This is a genomic window from Streptomyces sp. NBC_00038 (genome assembly GCF_026343635.1).
GTDB lineage: Bacteria > Actinomycetota > Actinomycetes > Streptomycetales > Streptomycetaceae > Streptomyces.
Map to the genome: position 1 here is coordinate 9,292,795 of NZ_JAPELQ010000001.1, position 22,830 is coordinate 9,315,624.

Below are 22,830 nucleotides of genomic sequence, written 5' to 3' on the forward strand. Positions count from 1 at the left end.
CGCAGATGACCACCGAGGGGGAGAAGGCGACGGGACCGGCCGGATCCGCCCGGCGGGCCCTCGCCGGCCGGCTGTCCTGGGGACTGGCCGACCAGGCGGCCTCCAGCATGTCCAACTTCGTGGTGGGCATCTACGTGGCCCGCTCACTGGGGCTGACCGCGTTCGGCGTGTTCAGCCTCGCCTGGGTGACCTACGGCGTGGTGCTCAACGTCTCCCGCGGGCTGGCCACCGATCCGCTCGTGGTGCGCTTCAGCGGCGTGCCGGAGGCGTCCTGGCGCGGGGCGGTGGCCCGGTCGACCGGTACCGCACTCGGCGTGGGTACAGCCATCGGCGCGGTGTGTCTGGTGGCCGGGCTCGGTCTCGGCGGCCGCGTGGGGCTCGCGTTCGCCTGCCTCGGCGTCATGCTGCCCGGGCTGCTGCTGCAGGACGCCTGGCGGTTCTCGTTCTTCGCCGCCGGCACCGGGCGGAAGGCGTTCGTCAACGACGTCGTGTGGGGCGTCGCACTCGTCCCGGCCATGGTCGTGGCGGCCCACGTGGGCAGCGTGGCGGCTTTCGTGCTCGCCTGGGGCGCCTCCGCCACGGTGGCGGCGGCGTACGGCTACATCCAGTCCGGCATCCGGCCCCTGATGACCGGGGCCCGCGGATGGCTTCGCGAGCAGCGCGACCTCGGCTCCCGGTACCTGATCGAGAACGTCAGCCTCAGCGGCGCGAGCCAGCTGCGGGCATACGGACTCGGCGCGATCGTCGGGGTCGGCGCGGTGGGTGCGGTCCGGGGCGCCGAACTCCTGCTCGGCCCGTTCCTCGCCGTGCTGATGGGGCTTTCGCTGGTCACCGTCCCGGAGGCGGCCCGGGTGCTGCGGCGGGCCCCGCAGCGGCTGGGGAACTTCTGCCTCTTCCTCGGCGGCGGGCAGGCCGTCGCCGCGCTTCTATGGGGCGGGGCGCTGCTGCTGATGCCCGACCGGCTCGGCGAGCTCGTGCTCGGCGACGTCTGGAGCCCCGCCTCTCAGCTCATCGTGCCCGTCACGCTCAGCGTCGCGGGCGCCGGCCTCGGCACCGGTGCGGCGGCCGGGCTGCGCGCGCTCGGCGCGGCCCGGCGCAGCCTGCGCGCCCAACTGTTCGCCTCCGCCTGCTATGTCAGCGGCGGGCTGGGCGGGGCGGCCGTCGGCGGCACGGTCGGCTCGGCCTGGGGCGTCGCCGCCGCGACCGTCAGCAGCTCGGCCGTGTGGTGGCTCCAACTGCGGTCCGCCCTGCACGAGCACAACCACACCCCCACACCCGAAGTGAGGACTTCATGACCGCCCAACCCAGGCTGAGCATCGGCCTGCCCGTGTACAACGGCGAGGAGTACCTGGCCGAGTCGCTCGACGCCCTGCTCGGTCAGACCTACGAGGACTTCGAGCTGGTCGTCTCCGACAACGCCTCGACCGACGGGACCGAGGAGATCTGCCGCAAGTACGCCGCGCGGGACTCACGCATCCGCTACCTCCGGCTGCCCCGGAACATCGGCGCCACCCCGAACCACAACCATGTGCTCGCCGAGTCCCGTGGCGAGCTGTTCAAGTGGGCCTCGCACGACGACCTTTACGGCCGCGACCTGCTGCGGCGTTGCGTGGAGGCGCTGGACGAGCGGCCGGACGTGATCCTCGCGCACACCGGCCAGGCGGTCATCGACGGCGACGGCCAGGTGACGGTCCCCTACGAGTACGGGCTCGTCACCGACTCGCCGCACGCGCCGGAGCGCTTCCGCAGTCTGTTGTTCGAGCCGGGTGGCGACGACTTCTACGGGGTGATGCGGACCGACATGCTGCGCCGGGTGAAACCGATGGACAGCTACCACCACGCGGACCGCACCTACGTCGCCGAGATCACCCTGCACGGGCCCTTCCACCAGGTACCGGAGCTGCTGTACTTCCGCCGCGACCACCCCACGCGCGCCGAGCGGGCGAACCCTTCCAAGCGCTCCCGGTGCGTCAACCTGGACCCGCGCCGGGCAGGCCCGCTGCATCCGACGCCCCGGCTGCTCGCCGAGTACATCTGGGGCTTCGCTTCGGCGATCCGGCGGGCGCCGTTGTCCCCGGCCGACCGGCGCGCATGCTACCGCCACCTGGCCGCGTGGATGACCAGCCGGGTCCGGCCGGGCGCCGGCGAGCGGATCGAGGACCGCGCCCCGGTCGATCCGGCCCAGCTCACGGTCTCCGTCGACGCCGTCGTCGCCGGCCGTGAGGGAAGGCAGGTATGACGTCCGGGGACGAAACTCCGGTGCGCGTAGGGGTGTTCGGCCTGCTCGGATCCGGCAACCTCGGCAACGACGGATCGCTCGAAGCCGTGCTCGGGTACCTCCGCGCCGCACACCCGGAGGCGGTCGTGGACGCGCTGTGCGGCGGACCCGAGGCCGTGACGACCCGGTTCGGGATCCCCGCGACGCGGCTGCACTGGTACCGACGGGAGTACCGGACCGCGTCGCGTGCGGGCGCCATCGCGGGGAAGGGTCTGGGCAAACTCGTCGACGTCTTCCGCACCGCGGCCTGGGTGCGCCGGCACGACGTGGTGATCGTGCCGGGCATGGGCGTCCTGGAGGCCACGCTGCCGCTGCGGCCGTGGGGCTTCCCGTACTCGCTGTTCCTGCTCTGCGCGAGCGGCCGGCTGTTCGGCACCCGGGTCGCGCTGGTCAGCGTCGGCGCCGCCGCGATCGGCAACCGGCCGACCCGGCTCCTGGTTCGCTGGTCGGCGCGGCTGGCCGCATACCGGTCGTACCGGGACGCGCAGTCCCGCGACGCGATGCGGGCGATGGGCGTGGACACCGCGCGCGACGAGGTCTACCCGGACCTCGCGTTCGCCCTGCCCACGCCGCGGGCGAGCGCGCCCTCGGGCTCGCCGGGCCCGGTCTGCGTCGGCGTCATGGACTTCCACGGCGGCAACGACGACCGCGCCCGGGCCGATGAGATATACCGGCGCTACCTCGACGGGACGATCCGGTTCGTCCGCGCGCTGGTCGAGGAGGGCAGGCCGGTCCGGCTGCTCACCGGTGACGAGTGCGACGCGTCGGTGGTCGCCGCGATCCTCGACGCGGTGGACTCGCCGCTGGTCACCGCTGCCGAACCGTCCTCACTGGCCGACCTGATGAAGGAGATGGCGGCTGCCGACACCGTGGTGGCGGTGCGATACCACAACCTGATCTGCGCATTGAAGACCGGTACGCCGGTGCTCGCTCTCTGCTACGCGGCGAAGAGCGACGCGCTCATGGCGGAGATGGGCCTCGGCGCGTACTGCCACCCGGCGCGCGAGGTCGACGCCGACCGACTGCTCGAGCAGTTCCGTGCGCTGGAGAAGAGTTCGGCCGAGCTGCGGCAGACCCTCACCGAGCGGAACCAGGCCACCGCCCGGCGACTCGATCAGCAGTTCAACTCCTTGACCGCGGCCCTGTTCCCGTCGACCGACCATGCACACACCTTGCGGAAGGCTCCATGAAAGCGACCGAAGTCCCGGAGATCACCGGCGCGTACCTGTTCGAGCCGACGCCGTACGCCGACGAGCGCGGCTTCTTCTGCCGCACCTTCGACGCCGACGTGGTGCGCTCGGTGGGCCTCGACCCGGACGCCTTCGTCCAGGACAGCCTGTCCCGCTCGGTCCGGGGTGTGCTGCGCGGCCTGCACCTGCGCTCCGGCGCCGGCGAGGCCAAGCTGGTGCGGTGCTCGTACGGGAGGATCTTCGACGTCGTCGTGGACCTGCGGACGGACTCGCCGACCTACCGCAACCGGGCCTTCTTCGAGCTGTCCGGCGAGACACAGACGACCCTGTACATCCCGGCGGGGTGCGCGCACGGCTTCCAGGCGCTGACCGACACCGCTGACACCTCGTACCGGATCGACCGCCCGCACGATCCGGCCGAGGACGTGACGATCGCCTTCGACGACCCGGAGCTCGCCATTCCCTGGCCGCTGCCGGTCAAATCGATGTCCCAGCGGGACCGGGAGGCGCCGAGCCTCGCCGAGGTCCTGAAGCACAGAGAGAAGTGAGGGTCGGCGTGGAAACAGAACACACCGAACACACCGAACAGACCGAAGAGACCGAAAAGACCGAGGAGTTCCTCCTGCCCCGGTCGCGGACGGCGAACGAGCGGCTGCACGCGATGATCCCCGGGGGCGCGCACACCTACGCCAAGGGCGACGACCAGTACCCCGAGAATCTGGCCCCGGTCATCAGCCACGGCCGCGGTGCCCACGTGTGGGACGTCGACGGCAACCGCTACATCGAGTACGGGTCCGGCCTGCGGTCGGTGAGTCTCGGTCACGCCCACCCACGCGTGCTGGAGGCGGTGCGGCGGGAACTCGACCGTGGCAGCAACTTCGTCCGGCCGTCCATCGTGGAGGTCGAGGCCGCCGAACGCTTCCTGGCCACGGTGCCGACCGCCGAGATGGTGAAGTTCGCGAAGAACGGCTCCGACGCCACCACCGCCGCGGTGCGCCTCGCGCGCGCCGTCACCGGGCGTCCGCGGGTGGCCATCTGCGGCGACCATCCTTTCTTCTCCGTCGACGACTGGTTCATCGGCACCACACCGATGTCCGCCGGCATTCCGGCGGCGACCACCGAACTCACCGTGGCGTTCCCCTACGGAGACCTGGCCGCGACGGAGGAGCTGCTCACCCGGTACCAGGACGAGGTCGCCTGCCTGATCCTCGAACCCGCCGGCCACACCGAGCCGCCGCCCGGCTACCTCGCCGGCCTGCGCGAGCTGGCGGACCGGCACGGCTGCGTACTGGTCTTCGATGAGATGATCACCGGCTTCCGCTGGTCCGAGGCGGGCGCCCAGGGCCTGTACGGCGTCGTCCCCGACCTCTCCACCTTCGGCAAGGCGCTGGGCAACGGGTTCGCCGTCTCCGCGCTGGCCGGGCGACGCGAGCTGATGGAGTGGGGCGGGCTGCGTCACTCCGGCGACCGGGTGTTCCTGCTGTCCACCACGCACGGTGCGGAAACACACTCCCTGGCAGCCGCGATGGCCGTGCAGACCACCTACGCCGAGGAGGGCATCACCGCACGGCTGCACGCCCTCGGTGAGAGGTTGGCCGCCGGTGTCCGCGACGCCGCGGCCGCCATGGGCGTCGGTGACCACATCGTCGTCCGGGGCCGGGCCAGCAATCTGGTCTTCGCCACCCTCGACGAGAACCGGCGGCCGTCGCAGCAGTACCGCACCCTGTTCCTGCGCCGGCTCCTCGCGGGTGGGGTGCTTGCCCCGTCGTTCGTGGTGAGCAGTGCGCTTGACGACGCCGACATCGACCACACCGTCGATGTGGTGGCCCAGGCATGTGCGGTGTACCGCAAGGCGCTGGACGTCGGTGACCCCACCCCCTGGCTGGCGGGGCGGCCGGTGAAGCCGGTGTTCCGCCGCCTGGTGTGAGGTGACGTGACGTCAGCGGCGCTCCCGAGGACCGGCGTCGGCCATCCGGTCGGCGATCCGGTCGACCAGCCACGCGGTCGCCGGTATCACCGCCAGCGCGGTGCACCAGCCGCCGAGGACGTCGGTCGGGTAGTGCGCGCCCAGGGCGACCTGCGCCCAGCCCATGGCGGCGCCGGCAACCAGTGCCGCGGCGAGCACGAGTAACGTGCCGGCCGTCCTGCCGAGGCCGAGCCGGCCGGTCGCGAGCAGCGCCACCATGAGGGCGAGAGAGGTGAGGAAGGCGGTGTGCCCGCTCGGGTAGGAGAGGTTGCCGTCGCCGTGGATGGTGCGTCCCACCAGGTGCTTGAGCAGCGTCGCCGTCCCCACGGTCAGGCCGGCACCGGCGACTATGAGCACCGCCGCGCGAGGACGCCGAAGCAGCAGGCAGCATGCCACGGCGGCCACGACCAGCATCGCGGCTCCCGCGGGCTCTCCCAGGAAGTCAGTGGCCAGAGCGACGCGCCGCCAAGGCGGCCCCACACTGTCCGCCGTCGGCTCGATGATCCACCTGTCCACCCTGCCAGGCTCGCTCTGGCCGGCGTACAGCACCCCGAGCACGACGACCAACAGCGTGGCCGGCGCCGCGATCAGCCCGAGCAACGCGCGCAGCGACGGGGGCAGCACGGACTGGGCCTGGCCGGCTTCCAGGTCTGCTCCTGCCAGGCGATCCAACGCGAGCCCCCCGTCGTGTCCGACCCGCCATCGCCCTGGCCAAGGACATCGAGATCAGCCGCTGCTTGTCACCCTAACCAACAATACGGTCGCGGAAACCGCGGTCGAAGTCGGTGCCCGAGGTGGGTCCGACGGGGCCGCCGCTCACGACGAGCTCGGTGCCGAGGTCGGGCCTATGCCGCGCAGTTGCTCAATGGTCCCGCCGAGCTTGGTACGGAACTGCTCCAGCATCTCCGGCTCTTTCGCGCTGACGATCCAACGTGAGCCGACCAGGTACTTGCCTCCGTAGACGGCGGCGGCGTCCAGCCACGCCTGCTTGTACTCGTCCTCCGGAAACGTGGTGATGAGGTAGTCGATCTCCTTCGTGTGGCAGAGACCCTGGCGCAGTTCGTCCGCCTCGATACGGATCGTGGGCTTGCAGCCGGTCAGGTTGGCGATCACCTCGACCTTCGCCGGTGCCACGACCCCGGCCGCGGCGGCGGCCGTCACGGAGGTCGCCGTCGGCTTGCTCTTCGCGTCGCCGTCCTCGCCTCCACTGCACGCCGTGGCCAGGGGGAGGAGGGCCAGGCCGGCGGTCAGCGCGGACGCGCGCGCCAGGCGGGCGGTGAGCTGGGTACGGTCGGTGCGTCCTCGCGGCAGTTGTTGCGGCACGTGCCTCTCCTGATCGGTGCTGGCCCTGTCCACGAGAGCGGCCAGGCATACGACAAGGGGTACGGGTGAACGGCTGTGGCCGTTCAGCGCGGATGCCGCCGATGACCAGTGGGGCGGCCGGGCCGCCATCGCCCCGACCCGCCTGGAGATGTCCGGCGAGCACTTCGTAGACTCCGAGCCGGAGCTGACGTTGGACGAGGACAACCGGGTCGTCCGGGAAACCCTGGTCGCCCCCGACCAGCTGATCCGCCGTTCCTTCACCTACCCGGAAGACGCAGGCGACTGACGATGACTGTGCGGCGCCCTACCGGCTCCGTGGTGCTGGGCCTGTTGGTGGCCCTGGCCACGGTGCTGGGTGTGGCGTGCCTGTGCACGCACGGGCCCGCCGTGCAGCCGGTCGCCGCCATGTCGTCCGCCGCGTACCACGGGCCGGACGGCGACGACCACGAGCACGTCTGCGCTGCCCCAGGCCATGACGAGTGCGGCGCCCAGTGGGTACTGGACACCCCCGCGACCGGCCCCGGGCCGCACCCGCAACCTCAGAGCCTGCCCGTCCAGGTGGACACCAGGCCGGCCACCGTCCCGGCACAGACCACGGCGTACGGGGTCGCCCCGCGCCCGCCGAACCTGCACGTCCTTCAAGTCCTGCGGACCTAGAACCGGATGCCCGTCCCTCTCCATCCACCGGCATCCGTCAACTTCCGCTGCACGAAAAGGACTTCACCATGGGTTCCGCCAACTCCAAGACCAAGGCCGCGTCCCGCCGCGCCCGAATAGAGGAACAGCGCCGCGCCGAAAGAGCCCGTGAGCGCCGCAACCGGATCATCACGATCGCCGCGTCCGCGGCCATCCTCGTCGGCGTGGCGGGCGGAGGCTGGTACCTGGTCGACACCGCCAACGAGAAGGAGCAGGCCAAGGCCGAGCCCGTCTCCGGCGAGAAGACCTGGTCGAAGCTGACCCAGAACCACGTCGACAAGGACGTGACCTACCCCATGACACCGCCCGCCGGCGGCGACCACGATCCCGTCTGGCAGAACTGCAACGGCGACGTCTACACCAGCGAACTGCGCGACGAGAACGCGGTGCACTCCATGGAGCACGGCGCCGTCTGGGTCACCTACAACGACAAGGCCGCCGACGCCGACGTCAAGACGCTCGCCGCCAAGGTGGCCAAGACGCCGTACACGCTGATGAGCCCGTACAAGACGCAGTCCTCGCCGATCTCGCTGACGGCCTGGGGCCACCAGCTGAACGTGACGAAGGAGTCCGACCCGAGGGTGGCCGAGTTCCTCGAGAAGTACGTGCAGGGCGCGCAGACCCCGGAGCCGGGTGCCGCCTGCACCGGCGGGAAGTCCTCGTGAGTGACGACGAGACGCCGGAACACGAGGAGGACACCGGAGACCGGCACACCAGGAGGCTGTCGCGGCTGCTGATCGGCGGGTCGCTCGTCGCCGTGCTCGCGGCGGTCATGGTGTTCGCGGCGCTGGTGTGGCCGTCGAGCAGCGCCGCGGCCGTGCCACGCAAGGACTCGGTGGACGCGGGCTTCGCACGGGACATGGCGGTGCATCACCAGCAGGCGGTGGAGCTGTCGTTCATCGTGCGCGACCGCACCGGTGACGAGGACGTGCGACGGCTCGCGTACGACGTCATCAACACCCAGGCCAACCAGCGAGGGATGCTGCTGGGCTGGCTGGAGGTGTGGGGTCTGCCGAAGAGCTCGCAGCAGCCGTACATGTCCTGGATGGACCACGACATGAGCGGCACGGACGGGATGGAGGGCATGAAAGGCATGGACTACAAGGCGCACGACGGCTCCCTGATGCCCGGCATGGCCACCAACCGGCAGATGGACCAGCTGCGTCGGGACAAGGGCAAGGCCGCGGAGATTCTCTACCTCCAACTGCTCACCGCACACCACAAGGGCGGCATCGCGATGTCCGAGGCCGCGGCCGGGACGGCGAAGACCGAGGAGGTGCGGCGCTTGGCCCAGGGCATGGTGGAGGGCCAGCAGGCCGAGATACAGCTCATGGCCGACATGCTGAAGGCGCGTGGCGCCAAGGCGTGACGCGTCAGGTCTTACGCGTGCGCAGCGGCCGCCGGACGGGAGAGTCCGGCGGCCGCGAACCGCTCGACGGCAAGGCTGTCATGCCATTGACAACGTTTCCATGGCTGCCTAGCGTGACGCCCCGACCGGCCACCCGATTCACCGAGCACATGACCAGAACGGGTGTGCCCGATGGATAGTCTGACGGGGAGGCACCGGATGAGATCACCACTGATCGCGGCCGACGGAGTCGAAAGTCGCGTACGGCGTTGTCTGGCACAGGGGTTGACCGCTCTGCTGCTCGGCGTCGCGGCGCTGCTGGGCCTGCCCCAGTCCGCCCAGGCCGCGCCAGGAGCCGTGGGGGTGTACCCGGTCCCGTCGATCTACCAGGCCTCGACCGACTACAGGCTGACCGTCAACGGAACCTCCGTGCCCGTCACCAAGTACCCGGGGTACGACATCGCGCAGCTCTCCCTGGGGACCGGCACCGCCACCATCGCGGTGACCAAGGTCAACAACACCGACATCGGCTCGTACAGCATCAGCCCGCAGAAGCTGGGCATCACCGGGTCCGTCAGCGGCCCGACCCTGACCTTCACCGCCCAGAACGACGAGTACCTGATCGTCAAGCTCGACGGCCGCCCCAACCTGGTCATCGCGGCCGACCCGGCCGAGACCAACCGTCCGGCGTCCAGCGGGACCGGGATCTTCAACGTGCAGAGCGCGCCCTACTCGGCCCAGCCGAACACCGGCGCCTACACCACGACGGCCTTCCAGAACGCCCTCAACGACGCCGCCGCGTACGGATCCGCGAACGGCACACAGGGCATCGTGTACGTGCCGGCCGGCGTCTACACGCTGGGCAATCTCTATCTGCGGAGCAACCTCGCGTTCTATCTCGCGCCCGGTGCGGTCCTTCGCTACACGGGAGACGCCGACCACTACGTGGTGAACGGGCACAAGAACTCGCAGGGGCGGGACCTCACCTGGTTCATCTCCACCCGGTACTCCTCGACGAACATCAAGATCTACGGCCGGGGGATCATCGACGGGAACGGTCAGGCCGCACTCGCGCCCGACAACCTCGGCGTGAACCTCCTCGCCCCGATCTACACGAGCGGCTTCACGGTCGACGGCATCACCTTCCGTGAGGCCAGCAGTTGGGCGGTCATTCCTCTGCGGTCCTCGAACATGACCTTCCGCAACATCAAGATGTTCAACAGGTTCGACATGGGCGAGAACGACGGCATCGACGTCATGGAGTCCACCGACGTCACCGTCGACCACGCGATCGGCATCGGGCTCGACGACCCCTTCAGCACCAAGACCTGGGCGGCCGGCACCGACATCTACAACACCGTTCCCGGCAGCCCACGCCCGCTGGAGAACGTCACCTTCAACGACCTGGTCTCCTGGACCTACTGCTACGGCGTCAAGGTGGGCCAGGGCGTCTTCCAAGCGCAGAACAAGGTCACCTTCCAGCACGTCGTCGTGTACGACGCCGCCGTGGGCATCGGCGTCCACCACAAGTACGGGACGGCGGGCGCGACGAACATCAAGTTCGACGACATCGACATCGAACGGCTCAGCTTCAAGAACGACGACAACCGGACCTGGCTGGCCCTGATGACCGGAAGCACGGCGGGCATCGGCCCGGTCACCGGGGTCACGATCTCCAACGTGAAGGTGCGCAACGCCGGGATCACCGCCGCGCGCGTCAACGGACTGCCCGGCGCTCCCATCACCGGGGTCGCGCTGAAGAACATCGTGATGCCCGGGAGCACGACCCCTGCTACCACCCTGAGCCAGGTGAACCTCACCAACCTCTCGGACTACGGCTCCCTCACGATCACGCCCTGAACTCAAACGGGCAGGGGTGTCGCCCCCCAGGGTTCGGCCCAGTCGTAGACGAGAGTCTCCGCACCGGCCCGCCAGCGACGAGGTGCGGTGGTGGACAGCCAGTCGAGTGGCTCGACGCCACCGGGTGTCCCGCCGTCCAGCGCGAGCCCGATGGCCGCGGCGAGGTCGGCGTCCGTGCGGCCCGTGCGGACGGCGGGATCCACCGAGACGAACAGGGCGGTACCGGAGCGTGAAACCAGGTCCAGAAACTGCCGGTTGAGGTTCCAGTCCGTCCGCGGTGTGCAGGGCACGCAGTCCGCGTCCACGGTGAAGAACCGGTTGTGCTGGGCCAGCCGGAAGGCGAGCGTGTTCACGCCCATCCGCCGGGTCCGCTCCCAACTACGGCCCGAGGTGTCGTCGCCGGACCGCTGCACCCCCACCAGGCCCGCGGACAGATGGCCGACCGTGTTGCAGCCGATCACCACCGCGTCCCCGGCGGCCTCGGCGATCGTGCGGTAGAGGCGGACCAGGATCTCGGCGCTCGTGCGGGACCGGTCGGCCAACGACCAGCCCGGCAGGGCGAGTTCGGCGGGGGAGCCGGCGGCGAACCTGCCGAACACGTCGTACGTCGAGAAGTCGTGCTTGATCAGTTCGTACCCCCATCGCCGGAACCGGGTCACGTCCTCGGCGACCGTCTCCAGCGCCACGTCCAGCGACGGGTCGAGGGGGAATCCGGCGTCCCTGCGTATGCCGGGCCGGACCGCGGCGGTCTCGGTCCGGGAGAGCAGCGGACGGAACCACAGGCCCGGCCGGGCGCCGGTCTCCGTGATCCGGGCGGCCATGTCTCCCATGTCGTCGAACACGCCCGGCAGTCCGGAGTCCCAGGGACCGCCGGGCGCGGTTCCGCCGCCCTCGGTCCAGCCGTCGTCGATCACGCAGTACGGGCGGACGGGATGCCCGTCGGCGTACTCCACGACCGTCCGCGCGTCCCGCAGTAGCGCTTCGGGGCCGAAGCCGCGTCCGTAGGCGTAGTACCAGTTGTTGCTGCCCACGACGGGGCCGGTGGACGGCGGTGGGTCCGGGCTCATGACGGCGCTGAGCGCCTGGTGCGCGGCGAACGGGGTCGGGGCCGCGGCGGTCACCACCGTGGCCACGTCCAGCACGCGTTCGCCCGACAGCACCGGCAGGCCGCCGCTGCGCACATCCGCCCAGAGGGCGATGCCGCCCTCGTCGACCGTCCAGGAACACAGGGCGCCGGCTCTGGTCCGGACCCCCCACCCGGTCGTCGTTCCCCCGGAGGTGCCGGTGATCAGGATGTACCAGGGCAGCGCGCGATCCGGCTGCAGAGTGCGCCACTGAAGATCGCCGTAGCCGCGCTCCCAGGCGTCTCCCAGGATCCGCGCGCCTTCGGGCACGTGGTGCCTCCAGCGCAGCACGATCCTCGACAGGCCCTCGGGGCCTGCGCGGGCGCACACCCGCAGGCCGTCGGACGTTCGCTCGGTGGTGACCTGGGCGCCGCGCACCGTCCAGACGCCTTTGGTGGCCGATTCCGCCGTACGCGGCCGGGTGTCGTCGGTCATCACGTGGACGGTGTCGGGTGGGCGCAACACGGCAGAATCCTCAGGGTAGTTGGGGCTTCGGACGCTGTCGGCGCGGGTCAGGTGGGCAGCGTCCGCGGGTGTACGGGAAACAGGTGCCGTACGCCGCCTCCGCACAGGTCGAGAGCGAGCTCGCAGAACATGGCGTTGGCCCAGCCGAACCAGTCCCGGGTGAAGCGGCCGGGGTTGTCGACGTGGAAGCTCTCGTGCATCAGGCCGGTGCCGGCGGTCGTGGTCGCGAGTGTCTCCAGGGCCCGTGCCGCCGCGTTCTTGTTGCCGGTCAGGCCTGCGGTGGCGATCGCCAGCGGCCAGACGTGACCGTCCGGCGTGTGTGTACTTCCGACGCCGGACGCGTAACTGCCGCGGAAGAAGGAGGGGTTCGCCTCGGAGAGTACGAGACGCCGGGTCGCCCGATAGAGCGGGTCCTGCGGTGTGCACCAGCCGCTCAGGGGGAGGCTCAGCAGGCTGGGGAGGTTGGCGTCGTCGCCCAGCAGCACCGCGCCGAGGCCGTTCACCTCGTAGGCCAGTACGGGTGTGCCTTCGACCTCGACCATCGCGTGCGCCAGGATCCCGGCGTCGATCTCGTCGGCCAACGTCCGGGCATGCCGGGCGAGTTCGGTGTCGCGGAGTGCCGACGTGGCCAGTTCGGCCAGCCCGTGCAGGGTCGTGGACGCCAGCGCGTTGGCCGGGACGAGGTAGCCGTGCCGGCAGGGATCGTCGCTCGGCCGGAAGCCCGACCACGTCATACCCGTCCGCCGGACGCTGGCTCCGCGGCCGTCGTGCGGAAGGCTGTCACCGGCGAAGGGGCCGGACGGCCGGATGAACCAGTACGGCGAGTGCGTGTGGGACTGCTCCGCCTGCCACAGCCGTACGATCGTCCAGGCGGCGCGGTGGAAGGCGCCGTCGAGGTGGTCCTCGCGACCGGTCGCCCGCCGGATCGCGTACGCCAGCTGCAACGGCGCGCAGAGGGAGTCGAGTTCGTACTTGCGCTCCCACACCCAATCCCTGGGCGCGGGCCGGTCACCGGGCTCGCCGTGCGCGCCGGTGGGTCCGTCGTTGAAGGCGTTGGCGTACGGGTCCTGCAGGACGCAGCGGATCTGGCGGCGCGATACGGCGACCAGGACGTCGGCGACCTCCGGATCCGAGGCCACGGCGAGGTAGGGGCGGACCTGGGCCGTGCTGTCGCGCAGCCACATCGCCGGGATGTCTCCGGTCCCGACGAAGACCTCGGAGATCCCGGAGGCCCCCGAGACCTCCGGGACTTGCGATGACGGGGTGCCCCAACTCATCGATGTGGTCCATGTGTTGGTCAGGCAACCCTCGACGATGCCCGCTGCCGGGCTGCCCCGCAGTTCGGTGGCCAGCCGTCGTCCGAGCGTCCTCAGGGAATCAGGAACTGCCCATGCTGTCGCGGATGTTGATCCGGGAAACGTTACCATCGCGCCTCTTGACTCCCTCATGTGGCGTGCGCCACCGTGTGATCAACAGGGAATGGAAACGTTACCTTGAAGGAGCTGGAGACCACCAGACGGTCGGGTCCGCCCCGGGTCTGAGTCATCGGCAACTCCTCGGAGGAGAAGGTGAGCCCGTGTGACAGCCACTTCGCACCAGCAGCCGCACCGACCGCCGCATTTGTCGCCGCGCCGCTCATGGCGTCGAGGAGGGAAGCTCGGTTCGGACACCCGGGCCGCGTACGCGTTCATGGCGCCGGCGCTCATCGGCTTCACGGTCTTCGTCGTCTACCCGCTGATCCGCTCGGCCTACTTCGCGCTGACGCGGTACAACGGCCTGACCGCCCCGACCTTCGTCGGCCTCGACAACTTCCGCAGGATGTTCACCACCGACCCGTCGTTCTGGCCCTCGGTGCGCGCCACCCTGCTCCTCGTCGTCCTGTATGTGCCGGCGTCGCTGGTCATCGGCCTTGCGCTGGCGGTGTTCTGCAACCGGCGCATCCGCGGCGTCCGCCTCCTGCGCACCCTGGTCTACCTTCCGGTGGTGCTGCCGGTGGTCGCCACGATCACGCTGTGGAAGTTCGTCTTCAACCCTCAAGTCGGCCTGGCCAACCAGGTGCTGACGTGGCTTCACCTCCCCACCAGCGAGTGGCTGTCGGGTTCGAACTCAGCGATGCCGTCGATCGTGATCGTCATGCTGTGGAGCGTCGGCTCCACGATGATCATCTTTCTGGCCGCGCTCCAGGCGGTGCCCACCGAGCTCTACGAGGCCGCCCGCATCGACGGCGCCGGCCCCAGGACCATGTTCTTCCGGATCACCCTGCCGCTGATCAGCCCGATCATGGTGCTACAGGTCGTGCTCCAACTGGTGACCGCCCTGCAGACGTTCAACCAGCCGAAGATCCTCTCGCCGGACGGACTGGGCGGACCCGGATTCAGCACCAGGGTCCTGATGCTGTCGATCTACAACAACGGCTTCCCCACGCTCGGCCGGGTCGCCGACTTCGGCTACGCCTCCGCCCAGGTGTGGGTGCTCTTCCTGGTCATCGTCGTCGTGATCGCCGCCACCGCCCGCTTCTCCTCCGTCTGGACCTACAGTGACCATGTCTCCTGACGTCACGACGGCCCCGGAGCCGGCGACGTCCCCTCGACCGCCCGCCGCCACGCGTGCGCCCCGGCCGCCCCGGAAGGCGGTGCGGACCGCGTCCTGGTACGCCGTCGCGCTGCTGATCTCCTCGGTGATGGTCATGCCCATCCTGTGGATGCTCACCATCGCCCTGAAGGGCCACTCGGCGGTCTTCCAGGTACCGCCCCGGCTGCTGCCCGACGAGTTCCACTTCGAGAACTTCATCGACGGACCGAAGGCGATCCATTTCCCCCGCCTGCTGCTGAACTCCTTTGTCATCACCGGTCTTTCGGTGATCGGCGGCGTCCTGACCTCGATGATGACCGGATACGCCCTGGCCCGGCTCCGCTTCCCGGGCCGCAGGCTCTGGTTCTACGTCTTCGTCGGCTCCATGATGCTGCCCCCGGTGGTCGGCATCATCCCGCTGTTCCAGCTCTTCAAGGACATCGGCTGGTACGACACCTGGCTGCCGCTGATCGTGCCGGCCTTCCTGGGCGGCAATCCGCTGTTCATCTTCCTCGCCCGCCAGTACTTCCTGTCGGTGCCCTACTCCATCGACGAGGCCGCCAAGGTGGACGGCGCCGGACACATCCGGATCTTCTTCAGCGTCATGCTCCCCATCACCCGGCCGGCCTGGATCACCATGGCCATCCTGGCCTTCCAGCTGTCGTGGAACGACTACCTGAACCCGCTCATCTACCTGTACTCGTCCGAGAAGTGGCCGCTGAGCGTGGGCATGGCCTCCTTCGTCTCCCAGTTCGCCGGCCAGACCCCGGACTGGAACCTCTACATGGCCGCGAACCTGCTCTACATGCTCCCCCCACTGGCCGTGTTCTTCGTGGCCCAGCGCTACTTCATCCAAGGTCTGAGCGCACTGGGCACCGTCAACCAGCGCTGACCCGCACCCTGCTACCCAACTCGCCTACCAGGAGGCCACGTTGAAACGAACACTGCACGCCGCCGGAGTGCTCCTCGCGGCAGGCGGACTGCTGGCCACGTCCGCCTGCGGCGGCTCCTCGGGCAACGAGTCCGGAGGGAAGACGACGGTCACCGTGATGACCTGGGAGTCGAACGCGACCAACCAGCTCATCGACAAGGCTCTGGCCGGCTTCAACGACCCCGACATCACGGTCAAGCGCATCGACACACCCAACGGCAACTACGGGGACAAGCTCGCCTCCCTCACCCAGGCCAAGAAGCTGCCCGACCTGTTCTGGTGCGGCAACGACACCGAACTGCAGTACACAGGGCAGGGCTTGCTCACCGACTGGTCCGAAAGGCTGTCCGGCTCCGGTGACTTCACCACCGGCAGCTTCGTCCCGACGGCCATGAAGAACTGGACGACCGCCGACGGCAAGATCGGCGGAGTCCCCTCCCTGATGAACACCTACGGCATCTGGTACGACATCGACGCCTTCAAGGCCGCCGGAGTAACCCTGCCCGCGGCCGGCTGGACCTGGGACGAGATGTACGCGGCAGCCGACAAGCTGCACAAGAAGGGTGCCAAGTACGGCCTGGTCGCCGACGCCATGACCGCTCTGGACGCGCCCTTCAGCCTCAGCCTCTACTCCCAGTCCGCCGGTGGCGCCCCCTTCACCGACAGCGTCCACCAGCCCACGAAGGTGACCGCCGACGCGACCTACACCGAGGGCGTCGGCAAACTCGTGGCGGGCATCAAGAGCGGTGCCGTGGCGCCTCCCGGCTACGACATCTCCAGCCAGCAGTCCCTGTTCGCCGCGGGAGAGATCCCGATGCTGTGGAGCGGTCAGTGGCTGGCCGCCGGGTTCCTCACCGACAAGCCGAAGATCGAGTACGGCTTCGCGCCCCTGCCCCAGGTCGACAAGGCGGCCACCCTGTACGACGCGGTGGGCATCTGCACCCCGTCGTACACCAAGAACGCGGACGCCACCTTCAAGGTCCTCTCGTACCTCAACTCCACCGTGTGGACCAAGGTGCTTCCGGAGTCGCCCGTGGCCGTGCCTGCCTACACCGGCGCGCAGGACGCGTACTTCGACGCCCTGGGCAAGGCCGGGTTGACGACCGTGGCGTCCACCGTCAAGGCGGACCTGGACGCCCCGCTGAACACGGGCGTGCGCTTCACCACGCAGTGGGCCAGCCAGTCCAACGACGTGATCACGGCGTACTGGCCGGACATCCTCCAGGGCAAGAAGCCGCTGTCCGATCTGCAGACCATGACCGACAAGATCAACGACGTGATCAAGAGCAACGGCTGAGCGCATCTGGCGAAGTGCGGAACCGCGCCCCGTAAGGGGCGCGGGGAACTGCGCGACCAGCCCCCACCGACCCGCGGCAAACGAACCGCATATCCAGCGGAGCGCTCAGGCCCGGATCCGGAAACGTATCCTGAGGGCGATCACCCGGCCGCCCCGGCGATGAAAGTTGGTCTCCGCCCCACGTGAGCAGTCGTCCTACGCAGCGCCAGAGCACCAGGCCGACGATGCGCGATGTCGCAGAGCGGGCCGGCGTCGCCCTCGTCACCGTTTCGCGCGTCGTCAACGGCATCGGCGCGGTCCGCGAGGAGACGGCCGACCGGGTCAACGCCGCCATCAACGCCATCGGTTACCAGCGCAACGAGATCGCGCGCTCGCTCCGCCCCGGGCAGAACTCCATGACCGTCGGGCTGCTGCTCGGTGACCTGACCAACCCCTTCTACGCGTCCCTGGCGAAGGCGGCCGTGGACGTGGCGAACCGGGCGGGGTACGCGGTGCTCCTCAGCACCGCCGACGAGGACCCGGAAGTCGAGCGCCGTGCGGTGGGCGAGCTCATCGGGCGGCGGGTGGCCGGGCTCATCATCGTGCCCGACCAGGGCGACCACGCCTTCCTCAACGAGGTCAACGCCCACGACCACGTGCCCATCGTCTTCGTCGACCGGCCCGCCACCGGCGCCGAGGCCGATGTCGTCGTGGTCGACAACGAGGGCGGGGGAGCGGCGGCGACCCAGCACCTCATCGACCACGGCCACCGCCGGATCGCGATCCTTGTCGCGCCCTCGTACTACACCACCGGCCGCAGACTGCGCGGCTACCGCAAGGCCCTGCGGCGCAGCGGCATCCCCGCCGACGACGACCTGGTCGTCACCCTGCGGCGCGGCACCACCGAAGACGCCGCCGCCGCCACCCACGCCCTGCTGACGTCGGCGGAGCCGCCGACGGCGATCTTCTCGACCACGGGCTTCCTCACCGAGGGCGTCCTGCGGGCCAGCCAGCAACTACGGGCGCCCGTCGCGGTGGTGGGGTTCGACGACTTCAAACTGGCCGACATGCTCCCGACCCCGGTCACGGTGGTCACCTCCGACACCGAGGAACTCGGCCGCCACGCCGCGCACTTGCTCATCGACCGCATCAACGGCGAGGGCGCCCCCTCACGCAGGACCGTGCTGCCGGTGCGGCTCATCGCCCGGGGCACCGGCGAACTCGGCCCCCAGCCTCAGGCTCAGTAAAGGGTCGGCCAGAGGGCGGGCGGCCACGCGAGCACGGCGTAGAGCTGGGCGAAGGCCGCCTGCTGGATCGCCTCCGTGCCGCCGGACGAGTTGAAGTGCACAAGCCCGGTCGCGGGATCGCGCATGGTGGACCACACCTGGTCGGCGTAGTCGGCCATGGCGCGGTGGTATCTGCCGTCCCCTGACACCGACTCCAAGAGCAGCAGATTCTTGAAGAAGATCGAGTTGAAGAACACCGGCTGGCTGAACAGCCGTCCCTGCGTGACGTAGTAGGCGTACGCCGCCTCGGCGATCCGCTCGGCCCGGCGCAGGTAGACACGGTCGCGGGTCGCCCGGTGGAGCAGGACGTTGACGCCGACCGGCACGCCCTGGTTGTACGACCACACCGTCTTCTCGATCGTGCCCTGGAGGTCGAGATGGTCCCAGTACAGTCCGCCCGGGGTCTGCAGATGGGTGTTCGTCCAGTCGTAGAACCGTCTCGCCCAGTCGAGGTAGCCGCTCTCGCCGGTGATCAGGTGGAGGCGCAGGGCGAGTTGGGCGCCCGGCATGTTGGAGACGGTGTTGCGGTCGTGGCTCCAGGTCGCCTGGGTCCAGAAGACGCCGCCGGGTGCGGCGTGGGTGGTGTCGGTGTCCCAGCCGGACCGGACGAGTTCGAAGATCTCCTTCGCGCGGGCCAGCGCGGCGGGATCCCCGGTCTGCAGGTGGCGCTGGACCTTCGCCAGGCCGACCCACTCGTTGTCGTCGTAGAACATGTCGCCGCCCGTGCCGTAGGGGGCGCGGGGATAGGAGTCGTATCCGGGCAGCCCGGTGGTGCCTCCGCCGGCGTTCCAGTAGTGCTCCTGGGCCTTCGCGCGGACGGTCAGTTCCGACTCGTACGCCTTGTCCACCGCCGCGAGGTCCAGAGCGGCGATGTGCACCTGGGAGAAGGGCCATTCGAAGGAGTACGGACGGTCGCCCGAGGCCGCCGGATACTGCTCACGGACCAGTCCGGATCCGTCCGTCGTGCCGAAGTGTCTTTCCAGGGCGGCGTAGGCGGCTCTGGCGCGGGACAGTGCGCGGGAACGGAGTTCCGAGTCCGCCGCGTGGCCGCTGCCCGCGGCGGCCGCGTTTCCGGTGGAGGCCGTTGTCATGGTGGCTGTGGCCAGGGCCGTCAGACCGGAGCCGACCAGTGCCCGGCGGGAGGGGTACCTGCGCATGGGAACGTCTCCATTCGGATACGGGTGCGGGGTGATGGAAACGTTGTCATGGCGCTATGAAGTCGTCAACGGTCCGAACAGATGCAGTAGTTGGCGGGTGTGACGGATTTGGCCCAGACCATTGACGCGTGAACCGGGGTGGTGGCACCTTCGCGATGGATACGTTTCCAGAGGTCCGCGCAGGTTGTCCCGTCCGCCCCCCACAGGCACGCAGGAGACAGCGACATGACCATCTCTGCAAGACCGTCAAGACGGTCGAGATCCCTGGGGCCGCTGAGTACAGCGCTCGTGCTGCTCCTGCTTCTCGTGCTCGCGCCGCCCCTGCTCGTCCTCGGTACCGCACCCCGCGCCCAGGCACTCGACAACGGCCTGGCCAGGACGCCCCCGATGGGCTGGAACGACTGGAACGCCTTCGGTTGCAACGTCAGTGAGGAACTGGTCAAGCAGACCGCGGACTACCTCGTCTCCTCCGGACTCAAGGACGCCGGCTACATCTACGTCAATATCGACGACTGCTGGATGGCCTCGACCCGCAGCTCCGCGGGCCAACTGGTGCCCGACCCGGTCAAGTTCCCCAGCGGTATCAGCGGCACCGCCGCCTACGTGCACGGCAAGGGCCTCAAGCTCGGCATCTACGAGAGCGCCGGAAGTGCCACCTGCGCCGGCTACCCCGGCAGCCTCGGCCATGAGCAGACCGACGCCAACAGCTTCGCCGCCTGGGGCGTCGACTACCTCAAGTACGACAACTGCAACCACCAGAACGTGCCCGACCAGCAGCGCTACACCGCCATGCGCGACGCCCTCGCGAACACCGGCCGCCCCATCGTCTACAGCCTCTGCAACTGGGGCCTGGCCGACGTGTGGACCTGGGGTGCGGGGGTCGGGAACAGCTGGCGCACCACCGACGACATCAACCTCAACTTCTCCACCGTGGTGTCGATCTTCAAGGCCAACGTCAAGCTGGCCCCGTACGCCAAGCCCGGCGCCTGGAACGACCCGGACATGCTGGAAGTCGGCAGAGGCATGTCGTTCAACGAGGACCGCTCCCACTTCAGCCTGTGGGCCGAGATGGCCGCGCCGCTGATCGCCGGGAACGACATGCGCACGGCCTCCGCCGCCACCCTCTCCCTCTACGGCAACAGAGACGTCATCGCCGTGGACCAGGACTCCCTGGGCAGGCAGGGCACCGAGATCTCCTCCTCGGGAGGCCTCCATGTGCTGACCAAGCAACTGGCGAACGGCGACCGGTCGGTGGTCCTCTTCAACGAGAATGCATCCGCCGCCACCATCAGCACCTCCGCCACCGCGGCCGGTCTCCCCGCGGCCTCCTCCTACCGGCTCAACAACCTCTGGTCCAAGGTCGTGAGCAGCACGAGCGGAACCATCTCCGCAAGCGTCCCCGGCCACGGCTCGGTCATGTACCGGGTCTCCGTGGGCAGCGGCACCAGCGTCGGCAGCACCCATCCGCTGGTCGGTGCCTCCTCCAACCGCTGCCTGGACGCGTACGACAACCGGACCGCCCCCGGCACCAAGATCGAGATCTGGGACTGCGGAGGCGGCGCCAACCAGGCCGTGACCATCACCGCCGCCGGTGAACTGCGGCTCTACGGCGGTACGCAGTGCCTGGACGCCCGCGACAACGGGACCAACGCCGGCACCAAGGTGCAGCTCAACACCTGTACCGGGGGCGCCAACCAGAAGTGGAGCCTCAACCCCAACGGCACTGTCACCGGAACCCAGTCGGGACTCTGCCTCGACGTCACCGGCGGCGACCAGGCCGCCGGCAACGTCAACGGCACCGAGCTCGAACTCTGGACCTGCAACGGCGGCGCCAACCAGCAGTGGCGCCTGGGCTGACCTCCCGCATCCCCCACCACCCCCTGGAGTCGGCATGACCTCAGCAGCAAGACGCATCCGGAGAATCGGGACCGGCCTGATCGCCGCCCTGGCCCTGCTGATCCCGCTCACCACCGGCGTCGCGACCGCTGCCCCCAAGGCGACGATCTGCAACAAGTACTGCGACGCACGCGACCCGGCCCTGTCCCCGGGGGACCGGCAGCCGGTCACCGCCACCATCTACTCCCGCAGCATCGCGCTGCACTTCGACGACAACGACGCCATGGGCTGGGCCTCGATCGCCAACGGGAGCCCGGGCGATGAGGTCTGGCTCGACCGCTCCTTCGACGGTGGCCGCACCTGGGCCTCGGGGAGCAAGCTCGGTGACACCACCATCCCCTCGGGGCAGAGCGGTTGGCGCACCCTGATGTACAACGTCGACGACTGGGGCAACCTCGGTGTCGGCGCCCTGCGCGCCTGCGGCAAGGCCGGTGACCGTCCCGAGATCGCCTGCACGGCCTGGGCCCGGACGACCTGGAACGCGTACAGCCGCCCCACGGCTGCGGCCACCGCGCTGATGCAGTCGTACAACAACTCCACCGGCCTGTTCGACACCACCGGCTGGTGGAACTCGGCCAACGCCCTGACCGCCCTCATCGACAACATCCGCGTCACTGGAATGCCCAGCTACAAGTACGCCATCGCCAACACCTACGACCGCCAACTGAGCGCGCAGGGCGGCCAGTTCCGCAACGACTACATCGACGACACGGGGTGGTGGGGGCTTGCCTGGGTCGCCGCGTACGACCTCACCGGCGACAGCAGATACCTCAACACCGCCCGCGCCGACGCCGACTACATGGCGCGGTACTGGGACTCCACGTGCGGCGGTGGCGTGTGGTGGAGCACCGCCAAGACCTACAAGAACGCCATCGCCAACTCCCTCTACCTGGAGCTGAACGCCGCCCTGCACAACCGCATCGCGGGCGACACGGTGTATCTCGGCCGGGCCAACGCCGAGTGGGCGTGGTTCAAGGGCACCGGCATGATCAACAGTTCCCATCTGGTCAACGACGGCATCAACCTGTCGACCTGCGGCAACAACGGCGACACCACCTGGTCGTACAACCAGGGCGTGCTGCTCGGCGGACTCTCGGAGCTGTACCGGGCGACCGGGGACTCCGCCCTGCTCACCGCCGGCCGCCAGATCGGTGACGCCTCGACCTCGTCCGCGTTCCTCAACCCGGGCGGAATCCTGCGGGAGCCGTGCGAGACGAGCGGCTGCGGCGGCGACGGCCCGTCGTTCAAGGGGGCGTACGTCCGGGGGTTGAGCGCCTTCAACGCCCGGCTGTCCGACCGGCCCTACACGTCGTACGTCCGGCGGCAGGCCGACGCCGCGTACGCGAACGACCGCAACGCCCTCGACGCGTACGGGCTGCACTGGGCCGGACCGCTGGACTCCACCGACGCCGCCCGCCAGCAGAGTGCCCTCGACCTGATGAACGCGGTTAATTGACGAGGCA

21 protein-coding genes are annotated in these 22,830 nt (G+C 69.5%); 16 read left to right on the forward strand and 5 right to left on the reverse strand.

Annotated elements, in window-relative coordinates; genetic code table 11:
- Window positions 1-5 precede the first annotated feature (5 nt).
- From OG219_RS41615 to OG219_RS41635, 5 genes are read left to right on the forward strand one after another with little or no spacing between them, the layout of a single operon-like run.
- Window positions 6-1,295 carry a hypothetical protein gene (locus OG219_RS41615; protein ID WP_266836416.1) on the forward strand — a complete coding sequence of 430 codons (1,290 nt, stop codon included), beginning with the start codon at window positions 6-8 and terminating at the stop codon, window positions 1,293-1,295.
- Window positions 1,292-2,239, forward strand: a complete 948-nt coding sequence (locus OG219_RS41620) for a glycosyltransferase family 2 protein (protein WP_266835679.1) — start codon at window positions 1,292-1,294, stop codon at window positions 2,237-2,239. The genes OG219_RS41615 and OG219_RS41620 overlap by 4 nt, the downstream gene beginning before the upstream one ends.
- Window positions 2,236-3,468 (forward strand): polysaccharide pyruvyl transferase family protein, encoded by a 1,233-nt coding sequence (locus tag OG219_RS41625; protein ID WP_266835680.1) that lies wholly within the window; start codon window positions 2,236-2,238, stop codon window positions 3,466-3,468. The genes OG219_RS41620 and OG219_RS41625 overlap by 4 nt, the downstream gene beginning before the upstream one ends.
- On the forward strand, window positions 3,465-4,016 hold the full coding sequence (gene rfbC / locus OG219_RS41630; RefSeq protein ID WP_266835681.1) for a dTDP-4-dehydrorhamnose 3,5-epimerase: 552 nt from the start codon (window positions 3,465-3,467) through the stop codon (window positions 4,014-4,016). Before OG219_RS41625 ends, rfbC begins: the two co-directional genes overlap by 4 nt.
- Window positions 4,017-4,024: 8 nt before the next feature.
- Entirely contained in the window at window positions 4,025-5,395 is a 1,371-nt protein-coding gene (locus tag OG219_RS41635) for a glutamate-1-semialdehyde 2,1-aminomutase (protein WP_266835682.1), read from the forward strand.
- Between the two features lie 12 nt (window positions 5,396-5,407).
- On the opposite strand, the gene OG219_RS41640 is transcribed toward OG219_RS41635, so the two are convergent.
- Both OG219_RS41640 and OG219_RS41645 read right to left on the reverse strand, forming a co-directional pair.
- Window positions 5,408-6,106, reverse strand: a complete 699-nt coding sequence (locus OG219_RS41640) for a phosphatase PAP2 family protein (RefSeq protein ID WP_266835683.1) — start codon at window positions 6,104-6,106, stop codon at window positions 5,408-5,410.
- 144 nt (window positions 6,107-6,250) lie between these two features.
- The gene (locus OG219_RS41645) at window positions 6,251-6,757 is read right to left on the reverse strand and encodes a hypothetical protein (RefSeq protein ID WP_266835684.1); all 507 of its coding nucleotides are present in this window, start codon (window positions 6,755-6,757) and stop codon (window positions 6,251-6,253) included.
- 16 nt (window positions 6,758-6,773) lie between these two features.
- Here OG219_RS41645 and OG219_RS41650 point away from each other — a divergent pair, with 16 nt between their 5' ends.
- From OG219_RS41650 to OG219_RS41670, 5 genes are all read left to right on the forward strand, one after another.
- The gene (locus OG219_RS41650) at window positions 6,774-7,043 is read left to right on the forward strand and encodes a hypothetical protein (protein ID WP_266835685.1); all 270 of its coding nucleotides are present in this window, start codon (window positions 6,774-6,776) and stop codon (window positions 7,041-7,043) included.
- A 2-nt stretch (window positions 7,044-7,045) separates the two neighbouring features.
- Window positions 7,046-7,414, forward strand: a complete 369-nt coding sequence (locus tag OG219_RS41655; RefSeq protein WP_266835686.1) for a hypothetical protein — start codon at window positions 7,046-7,048, stop codon at window positions 7,412-7,414.
- Window positions 7,415-7,482: 68 nt separating this feature from the next.
- Window positions 7,483-8,118 (forward strand): DUF3105 domain-containing protein, encoded by a 636-nt coding sequence (locus OG219_RS41660; protein ID WP_266835687.1) that lies wholly within the window; start codon window positions 7,483-7,485, stop codon window positions 8,116-8,118.
- Window positions 8,119-8,225: 107 nt separating this feature from the next.
- Window positions 8,226-8,822, forward strand: coding sequence for a DUF305 domain-containing protein (locus OG219_RS41665; protein ID WP_266836417.1), 597 nt, complete (start codon window positions 8,226-8,228; stop codon window positions 8,820-8,822).
- A gap of 198 nt (window positions 8,823-9,020) precedes the next feature.
- On the forward strand, window positions 9,021-10,661 hold the full coding sequence (locus tag OG219_RS41670; protein WP_266835688.1) for a glycosyl hydrolase family 28 protein: 1,641 nt from the start codon (window positions 9,021-9,023) through the stop codon (window positions 10,659-10,661).
- 2 nt (window positions 10,662-10,663) lie between these two features.
- Here OG219_RS41670 and OG219_RS41675 read toward each other — a convergent pair whose 3' ends face one another.
- Window positions 10,664-12,220, reverse strand: coding sequence for a hypothetical protein (locus OG219_RS41675; RefSeq protein WP_266835689.1), 1,557 nt, complete (start codon window positions 12,218-12,220; stop codon window positions 10,664-10,666).
- Between the two features lie 77 nt (window positions 12,221-12,297).
- Window positions 12,298-13,698 (reverse strand): glycoside hydrolase family 125 protein, encoded by a 1,401-nt coding sequence (locus OG219_RS41680; protein ID WP_323183333.1) that lies wholly within the window; start codon window positions 13,696-13,698, stop codon window positions 12,298-12,300.
- A gap of 130 nt (window positions 13,699-13,828) precedes the next feature.
- Here OG219_RS41680 and OG219_RS41685 point away from each other — a divergent pair, with 130 nt between their 5' ends.
- From OG219_RS41685 to OG219_RS41700, 4 genes are all read left to right on the forward strand, one after another.
- On the forward strand, window positions 13,829-14,803 hold the full coding sequence (locus tag OG219_RS41685) for a carbohydrate ABC transporter permease (RefSeq protein ID WP_266835691.1): 975 nt from the start codon (window positions 13,829-13,831) through the stop codon (window positions 14,801-14,803).
- Window positions 14,793-15,713 carry a carbohydrate ABC transporter permease gene (locus OG219_RS41690; protein ID WP_266835692.1) on the forward strand — a complete coding sequence of 307 codons (921 nt, stop codon included), beginning with the start codon at window positions 14,793-14,795 and terminating at the stop codon, window positions 15,711-15,713. Before OG219_RS41685 ends, OG219_RS41690 begins: the two co-directional genes overlap by 11 nt.
- 40 nt (window positions 15,714-15,753) lie before the next feature.
- Complete coding sequence (locus OG219_RS41695) at window positions 15,754-17,049, forward strand: ABC transporter substrate-binding protein (protein WP_266835693.1); 1,296 nt, start codon at window positions 15,754-15,756, stop codon at window positions 17,047-17,049.
- A 224-nt stretch (window positions 17,050-17,273) separates the two neighbouring features.
- A complete protein-coding gene (locus tag OG219_RS41700) occupies window positions 17,274-18,275 on the forward strand; it encodes a LacI family DNA-binding transcriptional regulator (protein WP_266835694.1) in 1,002 nt (333 codons plus the stop codon).
- Here OG219_RS41700 and OG219_RS41705 read toward each other — a convergent pair.
- Window positions 18,269-19,471 carry a glycoside hydrolase family 76 protein gene (locus tag OG219_RS41705; RefSeq protein ID WP_266835695.1) on the reverse strand — a complete coding sequence of 401 codons (1,203 nt, stop codon included), beginning with the start codon at window positions 19,469-19,471 and terminating at the stop codon, window positions 18,269-18,271. The two genes, OG219_RS41700 and OG219_RS41705, sit on opposite strands and share 7 nt — an antisense overlap.
- 225 nt (window positions 19,472-19,696) lie before the next feature.
- On the opposite strand from OG219_RS41705, the gene OG219_RS41710 reads away from it, so the two are divergent.
- Window positions 19,697-21,328: an alpha-galactosidase gene (locus OG219_RS41710; protein WP_266835696.1), complete on the forward strand. Its 1,632-nt coding sequence runs from the start codon at window positions 19,697-19,699 to the stop codon at window positions 21,326-21,328.
- Between the two features lie 34 nt (window positions 21,329-21,362).
- Window positions 21,363-22,823, forward strand: a complete 1,461-nt coding sequence (locus OG219_RS41715; RefSeq protein ID WP_266835697.1) for a glycoside hydrolase family 76 protein — start codon at window positions 21,363-21,365, stop codon at window positions 22,821-22,823.
- Window positions 22,824-22,830 lie beyond the last annotated feature (7 nt).